At 71.7% G+C, this 17,324-nt stretch carries 12 protein-coding genes and 2 pseudogenes; 11 read left to right on the top strand and 3 right to left on the bottom strand.

Features of this window, described 5'->3' with window-relative positions:
- Positions 1-649: LysR substrate-binding domain-containing protein (locus GTW67_RS09820; RefSeq protein ID WP_161164417.1), on the top strand; the 649-nt coding region annotated here is incomplete at its 5' end.
- Between the two features lie 102 nt (positions 650-751).
- Here the strand turns inward: GTW67_RS09820 and GTW67_RS09825 are convergent.
- On the bottom strand, positions 752-1,096 hold the full coding sequence (locus GTW67_RS09825) for a WhiB family transcriptional regulator (RefSeq protein ID WP_161163903.1): 345 nt from the start codon (positions 1,094-1,096) through the stop codon (positions 752-754).
- 380 nt (positions 1,097-1,476) lie between these two features.
- Between GTW67_RS09825 and GTW67_RS09830 the strand changes: the two genes are divergently transcribed.
- From GTW67_RS09830 to GTW67_RS09850, 5 genes and pseudogenes are all read left to right on the top strand, one after another.
- Positions 1,477-2,088, top strand: a complete 612-nt coding sequence (locus GTW67_RS09830; RefSeq protein WP_003948568.1) for a response regulator transcription factor — start codon at positions 1,477-1,479, stop codon at positions 2,086-2,088.
- A 280-nt stretch (positions 2,089-2,368) separates the two neighbouring features.
- Complete coding sequence (locus GTW67_RS09835; protein WP_019329587.1) at positions 2,369-2,956, top strand: sigma-70 family RNA polymerase sigma factor; 588 nt, start codon at positions 2,369-2,371, stop codon at positions 2,954-2,956.
- Between the two features lie 139 nt (positions 2,957-3,095).
- Positions 3,096-4,601: an IMP dehydrogenase gene (guaB, locus tag GTW67_RS09840; RefSeq protein WP_161163904.1), complete on the top strand. Its 1,506-nt coding sequence runs from the start codon at positions 3,096-3,098 to the stop codon at positions 4,599-4,601.
- A gap of 118 nt (positions 4,602-4,719) precedes the next feature.
- Positions 4,720-5,247 (top strand): annotated as a pseudogene (locus GTW67_RS09845) (IMP dehydrogenase); the annotation flags it as partial.
- Positions 5,244-5,699: pseudogene (locus GTW67_RS09850) on the top strand (glycosyltransferase); the annotation flags it as partial. The pseudogenes GTW67_RS09845 and GTW67_RS09850, both read left to right, overlap by 4 nt.
- Positions 5,700-5,705: 6 nt before the next feature.
- On the opposite strand, the gene GTW67_RS09855 reads toward GTW67_RS09850, so the two are convergent.
- Together GTW67_RS09855 and GTW67_RS09860 are read right to left on the bottom strand one after the other, a co-directional pair.
- A complete protein-coding gene (locus tag GTW67_RS09855; protein ID WP_161164418.1) occupies positions 5,706-7,376 on the bottom strand; it encodes a PucR family transcriptional regulator in 1,671 nt (556 codons plus the stop codon).
- A gap of 127 nt (positions 7,377-7,503) precedes the next feature.
- The gene (locus GTW67_RS09860) at positions 7,504-9,306 is read right to left on the bottom strand and encodes a glycoside hydrolase family 15 protein (RefSeq protein ID WP_161164424.1); all 1,803 of its coding nucleotides are present in this window, start codon (positions 9,304-9,306) and stop codon (positions 7,504-7,506) included.
- Positions 9,307-9,838: 532 nt separating this feature from the next.
- On the opposite strand from GTW67_RS09860, the gene pyrG reads away from it, so the two are divergent.
- The 5 genes from pyrG (at position 9,839) to GTW67_RS09885 (ending at position 17,315) form a co-directional block, all read left to right on the top strand.
- Positions 9,839-11,488, top strand: a complete 1,650-nt coding sequence (pyrG, locus tag GTW67_RS09865; protein WP_161164419.1) for a CTP synthase — start codon at positions 9,839-9,841, stop codon at positions 11,486-11,488.
- An 83-nt stretch (positions 11,489-11,571) separates the two neighbouring features.
- Positions 11,572-12,207, top strand: coding sequence for an NUDIX domain-containing protein (locus GTW67_RS09870; RefSeq protein ID WP_161164420.1), 636 nt, complete (start codon positions 11,572-11,574; stop codon positions 12,205-12,207).
- A 267-nt stretch (positions 12,208-12,474) separates the two neighbouring features.
- Positions 12,475-14,502 (top strand): tetratricopeptide repeat protein, encoded by a 2,028-nt coding sequence (locus GTW67_RS09875; RefSeq protein WP_161164421.1) that lies wholly within the window; start codon positions 12,475-12,477, stop codon positions 14,500-14,502.
- Positions 14,503-14,636: 134 nt separating this feature from the next.
- Positions 14,637-15,761: an alanine dehydrogenase gene (ald, locus tag GTW67_RS09880; RefSeq protein ID WP_161164422.1), complete on the top strand. Its 1,125-nt coding sequence runs from the start codon at positions 14,637-14,639 to the stop codon at positions 15,759-15,761.
- A 423-nt stretch (positions 15,762-16,184) separates the two neighbouring features.
- On the top strand, positions 16,185-17,315 hold the full coding sequence (locus GTW67_RS09885; RefSeq protein WP_161164423.1) for a ParA family protein: 1,131 nt from the start codon (positions 16,185-16,187) through the stop codon (positions 17,313-17,315).
- Positions 17,316-17,324: the final 9 nt, after the last annotated feature.

The raw sequence follows: 17,324 nt of genomic DNA on the forward strand, positions 1-17,324 counted from the left end.
TCGCCTCGTCTCCTTCCCGAGCGGCAGTTCCACCCTCGTCCCCACCGCCCTGGCCGCACTGCGCGCCGCCCACCCCGGCACCCGGGTCTCCCTGGAGGAGGCCGAGCCGCCCAAGTCCGTCGAGCTGCTGCGCGAGGGCGACTGCGACGTGGCGCTCGCCTTCCGCTACGAGGACGCGGCGGGCGTCGAGGAGTGGGACGACCTGGTCGTACGGCCGCTGCTGACCGACCGCCTGGTGGCCCTCGTGCCCGAACGGCACCGGCTCGCGCATGACGGCGCGGAGGCCGCCGGCGGCAGTGTGGCCATCGGGGAGCTGGCCCGGGAGCCCTGGATCGCCGGCTGCCCGCGCTGCCGCGGTCAACTGGTCGAGGTCTGCGAGGGCGCCGGCTTCACCCCCCGCATCGACTTCGCGACCGACGACTATCCGGCGGTGTTCGGCCTGGTCGGGGCCGGGCTCGGGGTGGCCGTCCTGCCGCAGCTCGCCGTCGAGTCGGTACGGCCGCGGGGGGTGCGCACGGTGGCGCTGGAGCCGGAGGTGCGGCGGGAGATCGTCGCGCTGACGCTGCCCGACCTCGCCCAGGTGCCCGCGGTGCGGGCGACGCTGGACGAGCTGGCGCGTGCCGCCTCCGGTCAGACCGCCGGGCACTGAGCGGCACGCCCGCGACGCCGGGAAGACGCCCAAAAGAGAGGCACGCGTGTGCGTGCCCTGGCCCCCGTTGGTTGTCGGCGCGCTATTCGGAAAAACGTTCCTTCAGTGGTGTGCGGCGGCGTCCCCGCCGACCGACGCCGACGCCGGCGCGGATGCCGCCACCAGGCGGTTGCGCGCCCGGCCCATCAGTTCCTCGCGCTCGTCCTCGGTCAGTCCGCCCCACACGCCGTACGGCTCGCGCACCGCCAGTGCGTGCGCCGCGCACTCCGCGCGGACCGGGCACCTCATGCAGACCTCCTTGGCCGAGTTCTCGCGAGCGCTCCGGGCCGCACCGCGTTCGCCCTCCGGATGGAAGAAGAGCGAGCTGTCCACCCCGCGACAGGCAGCAAGGAGCTGCCAGTCCCACAGGTCCGCGTTCGGTCCGGGAAGGCGGGAGAAATCTGCCATTGCGTGACCCCTTGTAGCCGATCTGGGTGGATCCGGTGTCCACGACCGTACAACTACGATCTAAGGAGATGAAAATATGACTCATTGCGAATCTAGCCGCAGACACCAGCGAAGTGGAAGAAAAGCGGCTAAATGGGGCATCGCTTGTGATGAAAGCGGGTGGGTCAGCCGCGCATGTCTGCACCGTGAACGCGCCCTCACGTAGAGTGCCGAAGACGACACACAGCCCCGTAACTCTTTCGAGTGACCGTCGTTGAGAGTGCGGAGGCGGTTGAAGGAACAGGTGCTCGGGCGGGCGTCCGGGACGGTCGACCGCACAGGTGAGATTTCGTACCAGCCTGGAGGCTCAACGTGACGCGCATCAGCTGCGGAGGACGGCCATGACTTCCGTCCTCGTCTGCGACGACTCCCCGCTTGCCCGAGAGGCGCTCCGCCGCGCGGTCGCGACCGTGCCCGGCGTCGAGCGCGTGACGACGGCGGCCAACGGCGAGGAAGTCCTCCGCCGCTGGGGCGCCGACCGCTCGGACCTGATTCTGATGGACGTGCGCATGCCCGGCCTGGGCGGCGTCGAGACCGTGCGGCGCCTGCTGTCCGCCGACCCCGGTGCGCGCATCATCATGCTCACCGTCGCGGAGGACCTGGACGGCGTCGCCCTCGCGGTCGCCGCCGGCGCCCGTGGGTATCTGCACAAGGACGCCTCGCGCGCCGAGCTGCGCGCCACCGTCACGCAGGCCCTCGCCGACCCGACCTGGCGGCTCGCCCCGCGCCGGCTGCGCTCGGCCGAGATGGGCGCCGCGCCCACGCTCACCGCGCGTGAGATCCAGGTCCTTGAGGGCATGAGCCACGGCCGCTCCAACGCGGAGATCGGCCGCGAGCTGTTCCTCTCCGAGGACACCGTCAAGACGCACGCCCGGCGGCTCTTCAAGAAGCTCGGCGCCTCGGACCGGGCACACGCGGTGGCGCTCGGTTTCCGGTGGGGCCTCGTCCGATAGGAAAGCCCCGTGTGGTGGAGGCCCACAGGGCCCGACGGGGGCGCTCGGTTCCCCGCTTACCGCGAGGTGGGCGGGGGTGACAAGCCGACCCGCCGGGTGCCCGCTGCTCGTTTCGCCGCGGATGACGCATCCTTGAGGTGTGGAGTTCCTCGGGGACGAGTCGGTCGAGCGGAAGGGGAGGGCGCAGGGGATGAGTTCCGGCGCACCTGCTCATAACGCTTCGGTGCACAACAACGGGCACGGAGCCACGGATCGGACGGCCGCAAGGCACCATGGACCGATGCGTGACGACGAGGCGGCCCCTGACCAAGGGACGGTCGGCGGGCTCGTGCACCGTGCCGTCGACGGGGACGAGCAGGCCACGCACGACCTGCTCGCCCATGTCCACCCCTTGGCGCTGCGCTACTGCCGCACCCGGCTGTCCCGGCTGCCCGGCGACGCCCGGCACTTCGTCGAGGACCTCGCCCAGGAGGTCTGCGTCGCGGTGCTCCTCGCGCTGCCGCGGTACAAGGACACCGGCCGGCCCTTCGAGGCGTTCGTCTTCGCCATCGCCGCCCACAAGGTCGCCGACCTCCAGCGCGCCGCGATGCGGCACCCGGGATCGACGGCGGTCCCGTCCGACGAGATGCCCGAGCGGCCGGACGACTCGCTCGGCCCGGAGGAGCGGGCGCTGCTCAACAGCGACGCCGCGTGGGCCAAGAAACTGCTGGCCAACCTCCCCGAGAACCAGCGCGAGCTGCTGCTGCTGCGCATCGCCGTGGGCCTCACGGCCGAGGAGACCGGGCAGATGTTGGGAATGTCACCCGGGGCCGTCCGCGTCGCCCAGCACCGGGCGCTGAGCCGCCTGCGGGCGCTGGCGGAGCAGTAGCCCGCCGGGTGAACGGGCGGAGCTGTCGCTTCGTACAAAAGCACGAACGTCGCAGGGTCTCTTGATCGTGGAATGAGCCACGTCCACTTCCCGTTAGCATGGACATCCGCACCGATCAAGGCCATTTGGGGAAGGTGTCATGACTGCCAACGTCGACGGAGTGCCCGAGAAATTCGCGACACTCGGGCTGACCTACGACGACGTGCTGCTGCTGCCGGGCCCGTCGGACATGGCACCCGACGAGATCGACACCGCCTCGTACGTCTCCAAGAACGTGCGGGTCAACATCCCGCTGCTGTCCGCCGCCATGGACAAGGTCACCGAGTCGCGCATGGCGATCGCGATGGCCCGCCAGGGCGGCGTCGGCGTTCTGCACCGCAACCTGTCCATCGAGGACCAGGCCAACCAGGTCGACCTGGTCAAGCGCTCCGAGTCGGGCATGGTGGCCAACCCGATCACCATCCACCCGGACGCCACCCTCGCCGAGGCCGACGCGCTGTGCGCCAAGTTCCGCATCAGCGGCGTGCCGGTCACCGACGGCGCCGGCAAGCTGCTCGGCATCGTCACCAACCGTGACATGGCCTTCGAGAGCGACCGCTCCCGCGGGGTGCGCGAGGTCATGACGCCGATGCCGCTGGTCACCGGCAAGGTCGGCATCTCCGGCGTGGACGCCATGGAGCTGCTGCGCCGCCACAAGATCGAGAAGCTGCCGCTGGTCGACGACGGCGGCGTGCTCAAGGGCCTGATCACGGTCAAGGACTTCGTCAAGGCCGAGAAGTACCCGAACGCGGCCAAGGACGGCAAGGGCCGGCTGCTGGTCGGCGCCGCGGTCGGCGTCGCCGGGGACGCCTTCGAGCGCGCCCAGGCGCTGATCGAGGCGGGCGCCGACTTCATCGTCGTCGACACCGCGCACGGCCACTCCCGTCTGGTCGGCGACATGGTCGCCAAGATCAAGTCGAACTCGGCCGGCGTGGACGTCATCGGCGGCAACATCGCCACCCGCGACGGCGCCAAGGCCCTCATCGACGCCGGCGTGGACGGCATCAAGGTCGGCGTCGGACCCGGCTCCATCTGCACCACCCGCGTCGTCGCCGGCATCGGCGTCCCGCAGGTCACGGCCATCTACGAGGCGTCGCTCGCCGCCAAGGAGGCCGGGGTCCCGGTCATCGGCGACGGCGGCCTCCAGTACTCCGGCGACATCGCCAAGGCCCTGGTCGCGGGCGCCGACACGGTGATGCTGGGCTCGCTGCTCGCGGGCTGCGAGGAGTCGCCGGGCGAGCTGCTGTTCATCAACGGCAAGCAGTTCAAGTCGTACCGGGGCATGGGGTCGCTCGGCGCCATGCAGACCCGCGGCGACCGCAAGTCGTTCTCCAAGGACCGCTACTTCCAGGAGGGCGTCGCCTCCGACGAGCAGCTCGTCCCCGAGGGCATCGAGGGCCAGGTGCCCTACCGCGGCCCGCTCTCCTCGGTCGTCCACCAGCTGGTCGGCGGCCTGCGCCAGTCGATGTTCTACGTCGGCGGCCGGACCGTGCCGGACCTCCAGGACAACGGGCGGTTCGTGCGGATCACCTCCGCCGGCCTCAAGGAGAGCCACCCGCACGACATCCAGATGACGGTCGAGGCACCGAACTACAGCCGCAAGTAGGCACCACGCCTTCCGAGGGCGGTCCCGGACATGGTCCGGGACCGCCCTCGCGCCGTGTCCGAAGGGGACATCGGGGATACTGGAAGGCGCTGCAACGCATCAGGGAAAGGCCACAGACGTGACTGAGATCGAGATCGGGCGCGGCAAGCGCGGCCGCCGGGCGTACGCCTTCGACGACATCGCCGTCGTCCCCAGCCGCCGTACGCGGGACCCGAAGGAGGTCTCGATCGCCTGGCAGATCGACGCCTACCGCTTCGAGCTGCCGTTCCTGGCCGCTCCCATGGACTCGGTCGTCTCCCCGGCCACCGCCATCCGCATCGGCGAGCTGGGCGGCCTCGGCGTCCTCAACCTGGAAGGGCTCTGGACCCGGCACGAGGACCCGCAGCCGCTACTCGACGAGATCGTCGGCCTCGACGCGGACACCGCGACCCGCCGCCTCCAGGAGATCTACGCGGCTCCCATCAAGGAGGAGCTGATCGGGCAGCGCATCAAGGAGGTCCGCGACTCCGGCGTCGTCACCGCCGCCGCGCTCTCCCCGCAGCGCACCGCCCAGTTCTCCAAGGCCGTCGTGGACGCGGGCGTCGACATCTTCGTCATCCGCGGCACCACGGTCTCGGCGGAGCACGTCTCCGGTTCGCACGAGCCCCCGCGCCCCTGGTCGTCGTCGCCGGAGAGGGCCCGCTGCGCGGGGAGTTGCAGCGCAGGATCGAGGACGAGGGGCTGCCGGTGGTGCTCATCGGCCGGCGTGACGACGTCACCGACCTGCTGGCGGCGGCCGACCTCGCGCTGCTGCCGATCCACCGCGGGGCGGGGAGCTCCGTCCTCGCCCAGGAGGCCCTCCACGCGCGCCTGCCGCTCGTCGCCGGCGACACCGGCGGCCTGCGCGAACTCGTCGGCGACGCCGCCGAACTCGTCCCGGCCGGGGACGCCGCGGCCCTCGGCGACGCCGTCGTCGGACTGCTCGGCGACGCCGCGCGGCGGGAGGCGCTGAGCGACCGGGGCGTACGGCAGGCGGCCACCTGGCCGACCGAGGACGAGACGGTCGCCCAGGTCCTCAGCGTCTACGACGAGCTGACCCGGCCCACCCCGCTCCGCTAGGGCCCTTTACGGCACGTGCCGGCGGGCGCGCAGGGCCAGGCTCAACGCCAGGACCGTCTGCGGGTCGTCGAGGTCCGTGCCCAGCAACTCCCCGATGCGGGCGAGGCGGTTGTAGAGCGTCTGCCGGTTCAGGTGGAGTTCGCGCGCCGTCTCCGCCTTGCGGCCCGCGTGCGCCAGGTACGTCTGGAGCGTGGGCAGCAGGGGCGGCTTGGAACGGTTGTCGTGGTCCTGGAGGGGGCCGATCGCCCGCCCGACGAACGCCGCCAGGTCCGGATGGTCGCGCAGCCGCCACAGCAGCAGGTCGATGTCGAGCCGCCGGGCGTCGTACCACGGCCGGTCGCCGAGGCCCTGGGCCGCGGTCGCCGTCTCCGCCGCGTGCCGCAGACCGGCCGACGCCGCCGCCCAGCCGCCGGCCACCCCGACGACCACGACCGGCGGATGCGCGCCCGGGCGCTGCATCCCGGCCCGCTCCACGCCCGCCCGCAGCGCCGCCGCGACCCGGTCGGCGACCGCCGCCCGCTCCGACTCCGCGCGCAGACCCAGCAGGAGCGGCACCCGGCCCTCCACCGGCCGCACGCCCAGCAGCACCGGCACCCCGACGGACGCCAGCTCCTCGGCGACCGCGCGGGCCAGCACCGCCCAGCCGCCGCCGGTGGGGGCGAGGGCGTCGCCGAGCCGCATCACCACCGGCAGCAACGGGCTGCCGCCCGGCTTGAAGCCGAGGACGCGGGCCTGCGCCGGGGCGTCCTCCGCCGTGATCCGGCCCTCGGCCAGATCGGTGAGGAAGTCACCGCGCCCGCGCGCCGCCAGCTCCTCCTCCTGCCGTGCCTGCATCAGCACCACGGCGAGGATGCCGGCCGCCCGCTCAGCCGCCATCCGGTGCACCGGCGCCAGCGGGGACCGCACGGGCAGCAGGGCCAGCCGGGCGCGCACCGACCCGGCGCCGGGGCCGCCGCCGGGCACGTCCACCAGGACCGAGCCCGCAGGCGGCGGGGTCTCCTTGTGCTGGCCCCGCAGCCCCTCCCACACCTGGAGCGGATCGGCGCCCTCGGGCCCGGACCCGGCGGCGTACAGCAGGCGGCCGTCGGGCGTCTCCAGGAACACGGGGTTGTCGGCGAACCCGGCGAGGATGCCGAGCACCTGGGGCACCCCGCCGCCGCCAAGGAGGGCCTCGGTGCAGCGGCGGTGCACCTCCTCGGCCCGCTGGAGCAGCGCGTAGTGGCCGTTGACGATCTCGGTGTGGATCTCCTCGGTGACGGTCACGAACGGCACCTCGCGGTGCAGCTGGACCAGCGGCAGCCCGGCCGCGCGGGCCGTGTCCACGAGGGTCGCGGGCAGCCTGGCGAAGCGCGGGCCCAGCTCCACGACCAGGGCCGCGATGCCGCGCTCGGCGAGCGTGCGGACGAAGGCCCGCTGCTCGGCCGGGCGGGTGCCGAGGCCGTAGCCCGTGGTCAGCAGGAGTTCGCCGCCCTTGAGCAGGGAGGCGATGTTGGGCACCTCGCCCGCGTGCACCCAGCGCACGGTGCGGTGCAGGCGGTCGGCGCCGGCGACGATCTCCGGCAGGCCACTGCGCAGCCCGGGGAGTTCCAGGGCCCGCTGCACGGTGATTCCGGCGCCCCGAGGCCCGTATCCGCCGTCCCCGAAGCCGTCGCCGCTGTTGACTTTGCCGCTGTCCATGAGCCGGACGCTACCCGCGCGGGCCGCGGGTGAGCACATCGCGGGGAGGCGTCCCGTGTGCGTGCCTCACGCGGGCCGGGGTCGCCGGCCCGGGCGGGGTACGGCCATGCCTTCCTGTCGAGTCCCCTCAGCCGCCGTACGCCCCGCTCGCCGTCAGGCGCAGGGCCGTGTCGATCAGGGGCACGTGGCTGAAGGCCTGCGGGAAGTTGCCGACCTGGCGCTGGAGGCGCGGGTCCCACTCCTCGGCGAGCAGGCCCAGGTCGTTGCGCAGGGACAGCAGCTTCTCGAAGAGCTTGCGGGCCTCGTCCACCCGGCCGATCATCGCCAGGTCGTCGGCCATCCAGAACGAGCAGGCGAGGAAGGCGCCCTCGTCGCCGGGCAGGCCGTCGACGCCCTCGTCCTTGCCGTCCGTCGGGTAGCGCAGGATGAAGCCGTCCGACGTGGACAGCTCACGCTGGATGGCCTCGATGGTGCCGATCACGCGCTTGTCGTCCGGCGGCAGGAAGCCCATCTGCGGGATCAGCAGCAGCGAGGCGTCCAGCTCCCGGGAGCCGTAGGACTGCGTGAACGTGTTGCGTTCCTTGTCGTAGCCCTTCTCGCACACGTCCCGGTGGATGTCGTCGCGCAGCTGCTTCCAGCGCTCCAGCGGCCCGTCGGCGTCGCCGGACTCGATCAGCTTGATCGTGCGGTCGACGGCGACCCAGGCCATCACCTTGGAGTGCACGAAGTGGCGGCGCGGGCCGCGCACCTCCCAGATGCCCTCGTCCGGCTCCTGCCAGTGGTCCTCCAGGTAGCGGATCAGCTTCAGCTGGAGCACCGAGGCGTAGTCGTTGCGCGCGAGGCCCGTCATGTGGGCCAGGTGCAGGGCCTCGGTGACCTCGCCGTACACGTCCAGCTGGAGCTGGTGGGCCGCGCCGTTGCCGACCCGGACCGGCGTGGAGTTCTCGTAGCCCGGCAGCCAGTCCAGCTCCGCCTCGCCCAGCTCGCGCTCGCCGGCGATGCCGTACATGATCTGGAGGTTCTCCGGGTCGCCGGCGACCGCGCGCAGCAGCCACTCGCGCCAGGCGCGGGCCTCCTCGCGGTAGCCGGTGCGCAGCAGCGAGGACAGGGTGATCGCCGCGTCCCGCAGCCAGGTGTAGCGGTAGTCCCAGTTGCGGACGCCGCCGATCTCCTCCGGCAGGGAGGTGGTGGGCGCGGCGACGATGCCGCCGGTGGGGGCGTACGTCAGCGCCTTCAGCGTGATCAGGGAGCGGACCACGGCCTCGCGGTAGGGGCCGTGGTACGTACAGTGCTCGACCCAGTCGCGCCAGAAGTCCTCCGTCGCCACCAGCGACTGCTCGGGCTCCGGCAGCGCCGGCGGCTCCTTGTGCGAGGGCTCCCAGGAGATGGTGAACGCGATCCGGTCACCCGGAGCGACCGTGAAGTCCGCGTACGTGGTGAGCGCCTTGCCGTAGGTCTCGGCCTCCGTGTCGAACCACACGGAGTCCGGGCCCGCGACGGCCACCGTGCGTCCCTCGTGCTTGTGCACCCACGGCACCACCCGGCCGTAGCTGAACCGCATCCGCAGCTCCGAACGCATCGGCACCCGTCCGGAGACGCCCTCCACGATCCGGATCAGTTGCGGGGCGCCGTCACGCGGCGGCATGAAATCGGTCACCCGGACCGTGCCGCGCGGGGTGTCCCACTCGGATTCCAGGATCAGCGAGTCGCCGCGGTAGCTCCGCCGCTGCGCGGTGGGCGGCTCGGCGCCGGGTGCGTAGGCGGGTCCGAGCCGCCAGAAGCCGTGTTCCCCGGTGCCCAGCAGACCGGCGAAGATGGCATGCGAGTCGAAGCGGGGCAGGCACAGCCAGTCGACTGTGCCGTCCCGGCAGACCAGGGCAGCGGTCTGCATGTCTCCGATGAGTGCGTAGTCTTCGATGCGCCCGGCCACGTGCAACTCCAGTCGAACGGCCACGTCACCCCGCGTGGGGGCGGTCGCTAGTGCGGTCAAGGGGGGTGTCATGCGTTGTTGAGCCATGAAGCAAAGCAGCCGTCCGGCCGTGAAGCCAAACGCTGTGCCGCAAAGGACAATTGTTGCTCAACGAACTGACGAGCTCTCGTTGTTCCGGTGCTGACGGGGCGAGGGGTGGTGCCGCGTCGCCGGGGCCGGCTCGGCAGCGAACGTCCGAGCAGGATACGACGCACGTAGATGATCTGTGTGCCCCTCCGGGCAACGCGGGTACGCCGAACGAGTGACCACCGGGTGAGAATCCGGTGAGCCGCGCGCGTCCGTGTCCGCATGTGCGCGGAGCGTGGCCGGAAGCCGTCGCTCTCCGGCGCTGATACGCTGGTAGCCCGTGGACCGGTGGGAGAAAAACCCCGGAACCGCAGCGACGGCGCCGCCGACGGCAACCCGGGACGACCGGGCCGCACGACGGACGCACCGCACCCCAGACCGCGACCACGGGAGCCCCCTCTTGGCCATGCCGCCCAAATCTTCGACGACCAAGCACATCTTCGTCACCGGGGGTGTCGCCTCCTCGCTCGGCAAGGGGCTGACGGCCTCCAGCCTCGGCATGCTGCTGAAGGCCCGCGGTCTGCGCGTCGTGATGCAGAAGCTCGACCCGTACCTCAACGTCGACCCCGGCACGATGAACCCCTTCCAGCACGGTGAGGTCTTCGTCACCAACGACGGCGCCGAGACCGACCTGGACATCGGGCACTACGAGCGCTTCCTCGACCGCGACCTGGACGGTTCCGCCAATGTCACCACGGGCCAGGTCTACTCGACGGTGATCGCCAAGGAGCGGCGCGGCGAGTACCTGGGCGACACGGTGCAGGTCATCCCGCACATCACCAACGAGATCAAGCACCGCATCCGCCGCATGGCGACGGACGAGGTCGACGTCGTGATCACCGAGGTCGGCGGCACGGTCGGCGACATCGAGTCGCTGCCCTTCCTGGAGACCGTCCGCCAGGTCCGCCACGAGGTCGGCCGCGACAACGTGTTCGTGGTGCACATCTCGCTCCTGCCGTACATCGGCCCCTCGGGCGAGCTGAAGACCAAGCCGACCCAGCACAGCGTGGCCGCCCTGCGCAACATCGGTATCCAGCCGGACGCCATCGTGCTGCGCTGCGACCGCGAGGTGCCGACCGCGATCAAGCGGAAGATCTCGCTGATGTGCGACGTCGACGAGGACGCCGTCGTGGCCTGCCCCGACGCCCGCTCGATCTACGACATCCCGAAGGTCATCCACACCGAGGGCCTGGACGCCTACGTCGTCCGCAAGATGGACCTCCCGTTCCGCGACGTGGACTGGACGACCTGGGACGACCTGCTCGACCGCGTCCACAAGCCCGAGCACGAGATCGTCATGGCCCTGGTCGGCAAGTACATCGACCTGCCCGACGCCTACCTCTCGGTCACCGAGGCGCTGCGCGCGGGCGGCTTCGCCAACCGGGCCCGCGTGAAGATCAAGTGGGTCACGTCCGACGACTGCAAGACCCCGGCCGGCGCCAAGGCGCAGCTCGGTGACGTCGACGCCATCTGCATCCCGGGCGGCTTCGGCGACCGCGGTGTGCTCGGCAAGGTCGGCGCGATCAAGTACGCCCGCGAGAACAAGATCCCGCTGCTCGGCCTGTGCCTGGGCCTCCAGTGCATCGTGGTCGAGGCCGCGCGCAACCTGGCCGGCATCACGGACGCCAACTCCACCGAGTTCGACCCCGCCACCGCCCACCCGGTCATCTCCACGATGGCCGAGCAGCTGGACATCGTGGCCGGCGAGGGCGACATGGGCGGCACGATGCGGCTCGGCATGTACCCGGCCAAGCTCGCCGAGGGGTCCATCGCGCGCGAGGTGTACGACGGCAAGGAGTACGTCGAGGAGCGGCACCGTCACCGCTACGAGGTGAACAACGCCTACCGCGCGGAGCTGGAGAAGAAGGCCGGCATCGTCTTCTCGGGCACCTCCCCGGACGGCAAGCTCGTCGAGTACGTCGAGTACCCGCGCGAGGTGCACCCCTACCTGGTCGCCACGCAGGCGCACCCGGAGCTGCGCTCGCGCCCGACGCGCCCGCACCCGCTGTTCGCGGGGCTGGTCAAGGCCGCGGTCGAGCGGAAGACGTCGAAGTAGCACACCAGTTGTACGGTGGCCGGGACGCGTCCATTCAACGGGACGCGTCCCGGCCTCTTCGCGTACGTCTGGAAGGACAGGGCATGACGGGCACGACCATCAAGGACACCCCCGAGGAGTGGGAGGTCCGGGCGACGGAGACCCCCTTCCGGGGCAAGAAGACCTCCGTCCGCACGGACGAGGTGGTCATGCCCGGCGGCTCCGTCGCGAGCCGCGACTACCAGGTCCACCCCGGTTCGGTGGCCGTTCTCGCCCTGGACGACGAGGGCCGGGTGCTGGTGATCCGCCAGTACCGGCACCCGGTGCGCGAGAAGCTGTGGGAGATCCCGGCCGGCCTGCTCGACGTGCCCGGCGAGAACCCGCTGCACGCGGCCCAGCGCGAGCTGTACGAGGAGGCGCACGTCAAGGCCGAGGACTGGCGGGTGCTGGCCGACGTCTACACCACGCCCGGCGGCAGCGACGAGGCCGTGCGGATCTTCCTCGCCCGGAACCTGTCCGAGGCGGAGGGTGAGCGCTTCGCGGTCGAGGACGAAGAGGCCGACATGGAGCTGGAGCGGGTGCCCGTCGCGGACCTGGTCCGGGGGGTGCTCGCGGGGGACCTGCACAACAACTGCCTGGTCGTGGGCGTACTCTCCCTGATCGCGGCGGAACAGGGCGACGGCCTCGACACCCTGCGCCCGGCGGAGTCCCCGTGGCCGGCCCGACCGTTCGAGGCCTGACGCGTGCCTCCGGCCGGCGCATGGCGCGCCTCGCCGGGCCCTGGCGCCCCGTAGCCCCACGCCCTGGTGGCCTGAGTTCCGCGCCCCGATGTTCCGGCGCCCCGTGCCCCGCGTTCTGGCCTCCGGTGTGACCATCTGTTGATCCGATCAGGGGATGTGCCCGTCGTGGTCCACACGGTCCGTCGCACAGCGTGAACTAGGCTCGGGAAACGCCCGAACCGGAGTTCCGGCGGGCGCCGGCGTGCGGTGGGATCGGGAGTGTGGCCCGTGACGGATCAGGCGGTGGACACGGACGGCGTACGGCTGTCGGGCGACCCTGTCGAGGAGACTCGGTTCCTGGGCCGCACCCGCGAGCTGAAACAGCTGCGCGCCGACATCGAGCGGGCGGGCCTCGACACCCTCTCCGGCCGCAAGGCCCCCCGCGCGCGCGTGCTCCTCGTCGCGGGCCGGCCCGGCTCCGGCCGTACCGCGCTCGCCGAGGAGCTCGCCGCCCAGGTCGCCGACCGCTACCCCGACGGGGTGCTGCGCGCCCGGCTGAGCGAACCGGACGGACGGCGCGTGCCCGTCGGGCGGCTCGCCCGCGACCTGCTCACCGAGCTGGACCGCCCCACCCCGCCCGGCGCCTGCGACGACGACCTCACCGCCGCCCTGCGCGAGGCGCTCGCCGACCGCCGGCTCCTGCTGCTGCTCGACGACGCCGCCGACGCCGAGCAGGTCGACGCCCTCCTCCCGGACACCCCGGACTGCCTGGCCGTCGTCGTCTCCGGGGGCCCGCTGACCGGCATCGCGGACGTCCGCCCGTGCACACTGGGCGGCCTGGACACCAAGTCGGCCGTGGAGCTGCTGTCCCGGTTCACCGGCTCGGTCCGCATCACCGTCGACCCCCGCGCCGCCGAGCAGCTGGCCGAGGTCTGCCAGGCGCAGCCCGCCGCCCTCACCCTGGCCGGCGGCTGGCTCGCGGCCCGCCCCAAGGCGGCCGTCGCCGACCTCGCCCGGCAGATGCACGCCGAGGACGACCAGGGGACGCCGCTCAGCCGCGTCTTCCGCCTCGCCTACACGTCGCTGCCCGGCTCCGCCGCCCGGATGCTGCGCCTGCTCTCCCTCGCCCCGGCCGGCCTGGTCGACCCGCACACCGCGTCCGCGCTCGCCGGCTGCTCCGTCGGCGACGCGCGCACCACCCTGGACGAGTTCGTCGGCCTCGGCCTGCTGCACCCGGCCGGCTCCGCGCTGCCGCAGTACGAGGTGCCCGGCTGCCTGTACCCCCTGCTGAAGACCCTCGCAGCGCGCCACGACCGGCCCGCCGAGCTCCAGCTGGCCCGCGCCCGGATGCTGGAGCGGACGGTGCGGCTGCTCCAGTCGTGCCGGGCGATCACCGAGACCGACAGCGACCGGGCCCGCGAGAAGCTCGACGGCATGCCGCCGGCCCTGCGCTTCCCCACCCCCAGGGCCGCCGCCGACTGGCTGCGCGTGCGCCGGCCCGCCCTGCTGGCCGCGGCCCGCCTCGCGGTCGCCGACGGGGAGCTGGACACCCTCGCCCGCCGGCTGATGTCCCAGCTGGTCCGCGCCATGGTGGCCCACTTCGGCACCCAGGCGGCGGCGCCCGACCTGTACGACGTCCACCGGCTCGTCCTCGACGTGGCCGAGCGCCGCGACCTGCCCCGGGAGAAGGCGGCGGCCCTGCTGAACCTGGGCGACCTGGACGCCCGTACCGACCGCACGGCCGAGGCACTGGCGCGCTACCGGGCCGCGCTGGACGCCGGACGTGCGGCGGACGACCCGTACGCGACCGGCCGCGCGATGGAATCCGTAGGCGGCGCCCACCTGGAGCTCGGGGACTACGACCGGGCCGCCGACTGGTTCGGCCGGGCCCTCGCCCAGCGGCTCGCCCGGGACGAGCGCGCCGACGCCGCGCGGATCTACGGCCGCATCGCCACCGCCCACACCTACGCCGGCCGCTACGGCGAGGCGGTGCGCTCCTGGCGGGCGGCGGTCGCCGGCCACCGCAGGGCCGGCGATCTCCCGGCCCACGCGCGGGCGTTGAGCGAGCTCGCGCGCGTCCAGGAGTACGCCGGGCGGCCCGAGGAGTCGCTGCGCACCTGCCAGGAGGCCGTCGAGTGGGCGCGCCGGGCCGAGGACGTCCGGCTCCAGGCAGCGCTGCACCTCAGGCTCGCCGACACGCTCGACCGCCTCGGCGACCCCACGGCGGCCGGGCTGCAGCGGAGTGCGGCCGAGCGCATGTTGAGGGAAGAAGCCGCTGATGCCTGCGAAATCCGCAGCACACCCGATGAAGATTGATGCTTTGAAAGGCTAGACAGCGGGAACACCTTCATTAGACTGGCTCTGCCGCACATTCTCCTGCGGTCTACCCCGGTGTGCCCGAGCCTGAGCGGGTATGCCTTGTAATAGCCCCATTCTCTGAGCCAAGGACCGTGATCCACGTGAAGGTCGGCATTCCCCGCGAGGTCAAGAACAACGAGTTCCGGGTGGCCATCACCCCCGCCGGCGTGCATGAGCTGGTGCGCCACGGTCACCAGGTCGTCGTCGAGCGCGACGCCGGTGTCGGCTCCTCGATCCCCAACGAGGAGTACCTCGCCGCCGGTGCGCAGATACTGGACACCGCCGACGAGGTCTGGGCCACGGCCGACCTGCTGCTCAAGGTCAAGGAGCCCATCGCGGAGGAGTACCACCGCCTCCGCAAGGACCAGACGCTCTTCACCTACCTGCACCTGGCCGCCTCCAAGGAGTGCACGGACGCGCTCATCGAGTCCGGCACCACCGCGATCGCCTACGAGACGGTCGAGCTCCCGAACCGCGCGCTGCCGCTGCTCGCCCCGATGTCCGAGGTCGCGGGCCGCCTGGCCCCGCAGGTCGGCGCCTACCACCTGATGGCCGCCAACGGCGGCCGCGGCGTGCTGCCCGGCGGCGTCCCCGGCGTGCTGGCCGGCAAGGCCGTCGTCATCGGCGGCGGCGTCTCCGGCTGGAACGCCGCGCAGATCGCCATCGGCATGGGCTTCCACGTGACCCTGCTCGACAAGGACATCAACAAGCTCAAGGAAGCCGACAAGATCTTCGGCACGAAGATCCAGACCGTCGTCTCCAACGCCTTCGAGCTGGAGAAGGCCTGCCTGGAGGCCGACCTCGTGATCGGCGCCGTGCTGATCCCGGGCGCCAAGGCCCCGAAGCTGGTCACCAACGAGCTGGTGTCCCGGATGAAGCCCGGAAGTGTCCTTGTCGACATCGCGATCGACCAGGGCGGCTGCTTCGAGGACTCCCACCCGACCACGCACGCCGAGCCGACCTTCCCGGTCCACGGGTCCGTGTTCTACTGCGTCGCCAACATGCCCGGCGCGGTGCCGAACACCTCCACCTACGCGCTGACCAACGCCACGCTGCCGTACATCGTGGAGCTGGCCAACCGCGGCTGGGCCGACGCCCTGCGCCGCGACCCCGCGCTGGCCAAGGGTCTCAACACCCATGACGGCAAGGTGGTTTACAAGGAGGTCGCCGAGGCGCACGGCCTGGAGCACGTCGAGCTGGCCTCGCTGCTCGCCTGACCCGACGCGGCCGGGGCACCGGCCAAGCCGGCACAAGTCGACAGCCGAAAAAGGCGATACGTCAACAGTGGTCGTCAACCCCGCACACCCGGCCGGACCTTGCCCGACAAGGTCCGGCCGGGTGTGTGTATGGTCACTTTGCGATTCTCGGCCAACTCGCCTCGAACGTAACGCTTCAACCGATTCGCGCACCGGTGAAACCTGCTGTGCGACGGCCGTACGCCCTTGACAGAGGGATGTTTCATTGCCGACACATCGGGCCGGGTCCGGCGGATTGTGTTGCTGCGGACGGCCGACACGCCATAGAGTCGCCGAACGTCGGCATGGTGTCACGCTGACCTGTCTAGAAGTTTCCTGGTCACCAAGGAGGTAAGACGACTTGTGAATGAGTCGACATTTACTCCCGGGGGTGGTCAACCAGGAATGCCTGCACGGGCCCACGGCCCCGGGCGTCTCGAGGCTGTCGGCTCCGTCGCTGTACGCACCTTCGCAGCCGCCCACCAGAGTCCGCAGGCGACTCGGACAGCACACATGAGTATGGATGGCCAACACGTGAACGCCATGGCCGGCGACGGAAGTGGCGCGCCCCGCAACCACTTCGCCGACTACGACGAACTGCCCGAGGGGCACTTCTACGATCCGGACGCGGAGTACGAGCCCGATCCCGAGTACGCGGCGACGCTCGCGCCCGACGCGGCCCGTCAGCGCCGTGAGCGCATCGGCCCGACCGGACGCCCGCTGCCGTACTTCCCGATCCCCGGCCCGCTGACCGAGCACGGCCCCGCGAAGATCATCGCGATGTGCAACCAGAAGGGCGGCGTCGGCAAGACCACGTCGACCATCAACCTGGGTGCCGCGCTCGCCGAGTACGGGCGCCGGGTGCTGCTCGTCGACTTCGACCCGCAGGGCGCGCTGTCGGTCGGTCTCGGCGTCAACCCGATGGAGCTCGACCTCACCGTCTACAACCTGCTCATGGAGCGGGGCATGGCGGCCGACGAGGTGCTGCTGAAGACCGCGGTCCCCAACATGGACCTGCTGCCCAGCAACATCGACCTGTCGGCGGCCGAGGTGCAGCTCGTGAGCGAGGTCGCGCGCGAGTCCACCCTCCAGCGGGCGCTGAAGCCGCTGATGGACGACTACGACTACATCGTCATCGACTGCCAGCCCTCGCTCGGCCTGCTCACGGTCAACGCCCTGACGGCCGCGCACAAGGTGATCGTGCCGCTGGAGTGCGAGTTCTTCGCGCTGCGAGGTGTGGCGCTGCTGACCGAGACGATCGAGAAGGTCCAGGAGCGGCTCAACCCCGACCTGGAGCTCGACGGCATCCTCGCCACCATGTACGACTCGCGCACGGTGCACAGCCGTGAGGTGCTGGCGCGTGTCGTCGAGGCGTTCGACGACCACGTCTACCACACGGTCATCGGGCGCACGGTCCGCTTCCCGGAGACCACGGTCGCCGGTGAGCCGATCACCACGTACGCCTCCAACTCCGTCGGTGCCGCCGCCTACCGCCAGCTCGCCAGGGAGGTGCTCGCCCGGTGTCACGCCGAGTGAGTCTGCCGG

Source organism: Streptomyces sp. SID5910, assembly GCF_009862125.1.
Classification (GTDB): domain Bacteria; phylum Actinomycetota; class Actinomycetes; order Streptomycetales; family Streptomycetaceae; genus Streptomyces.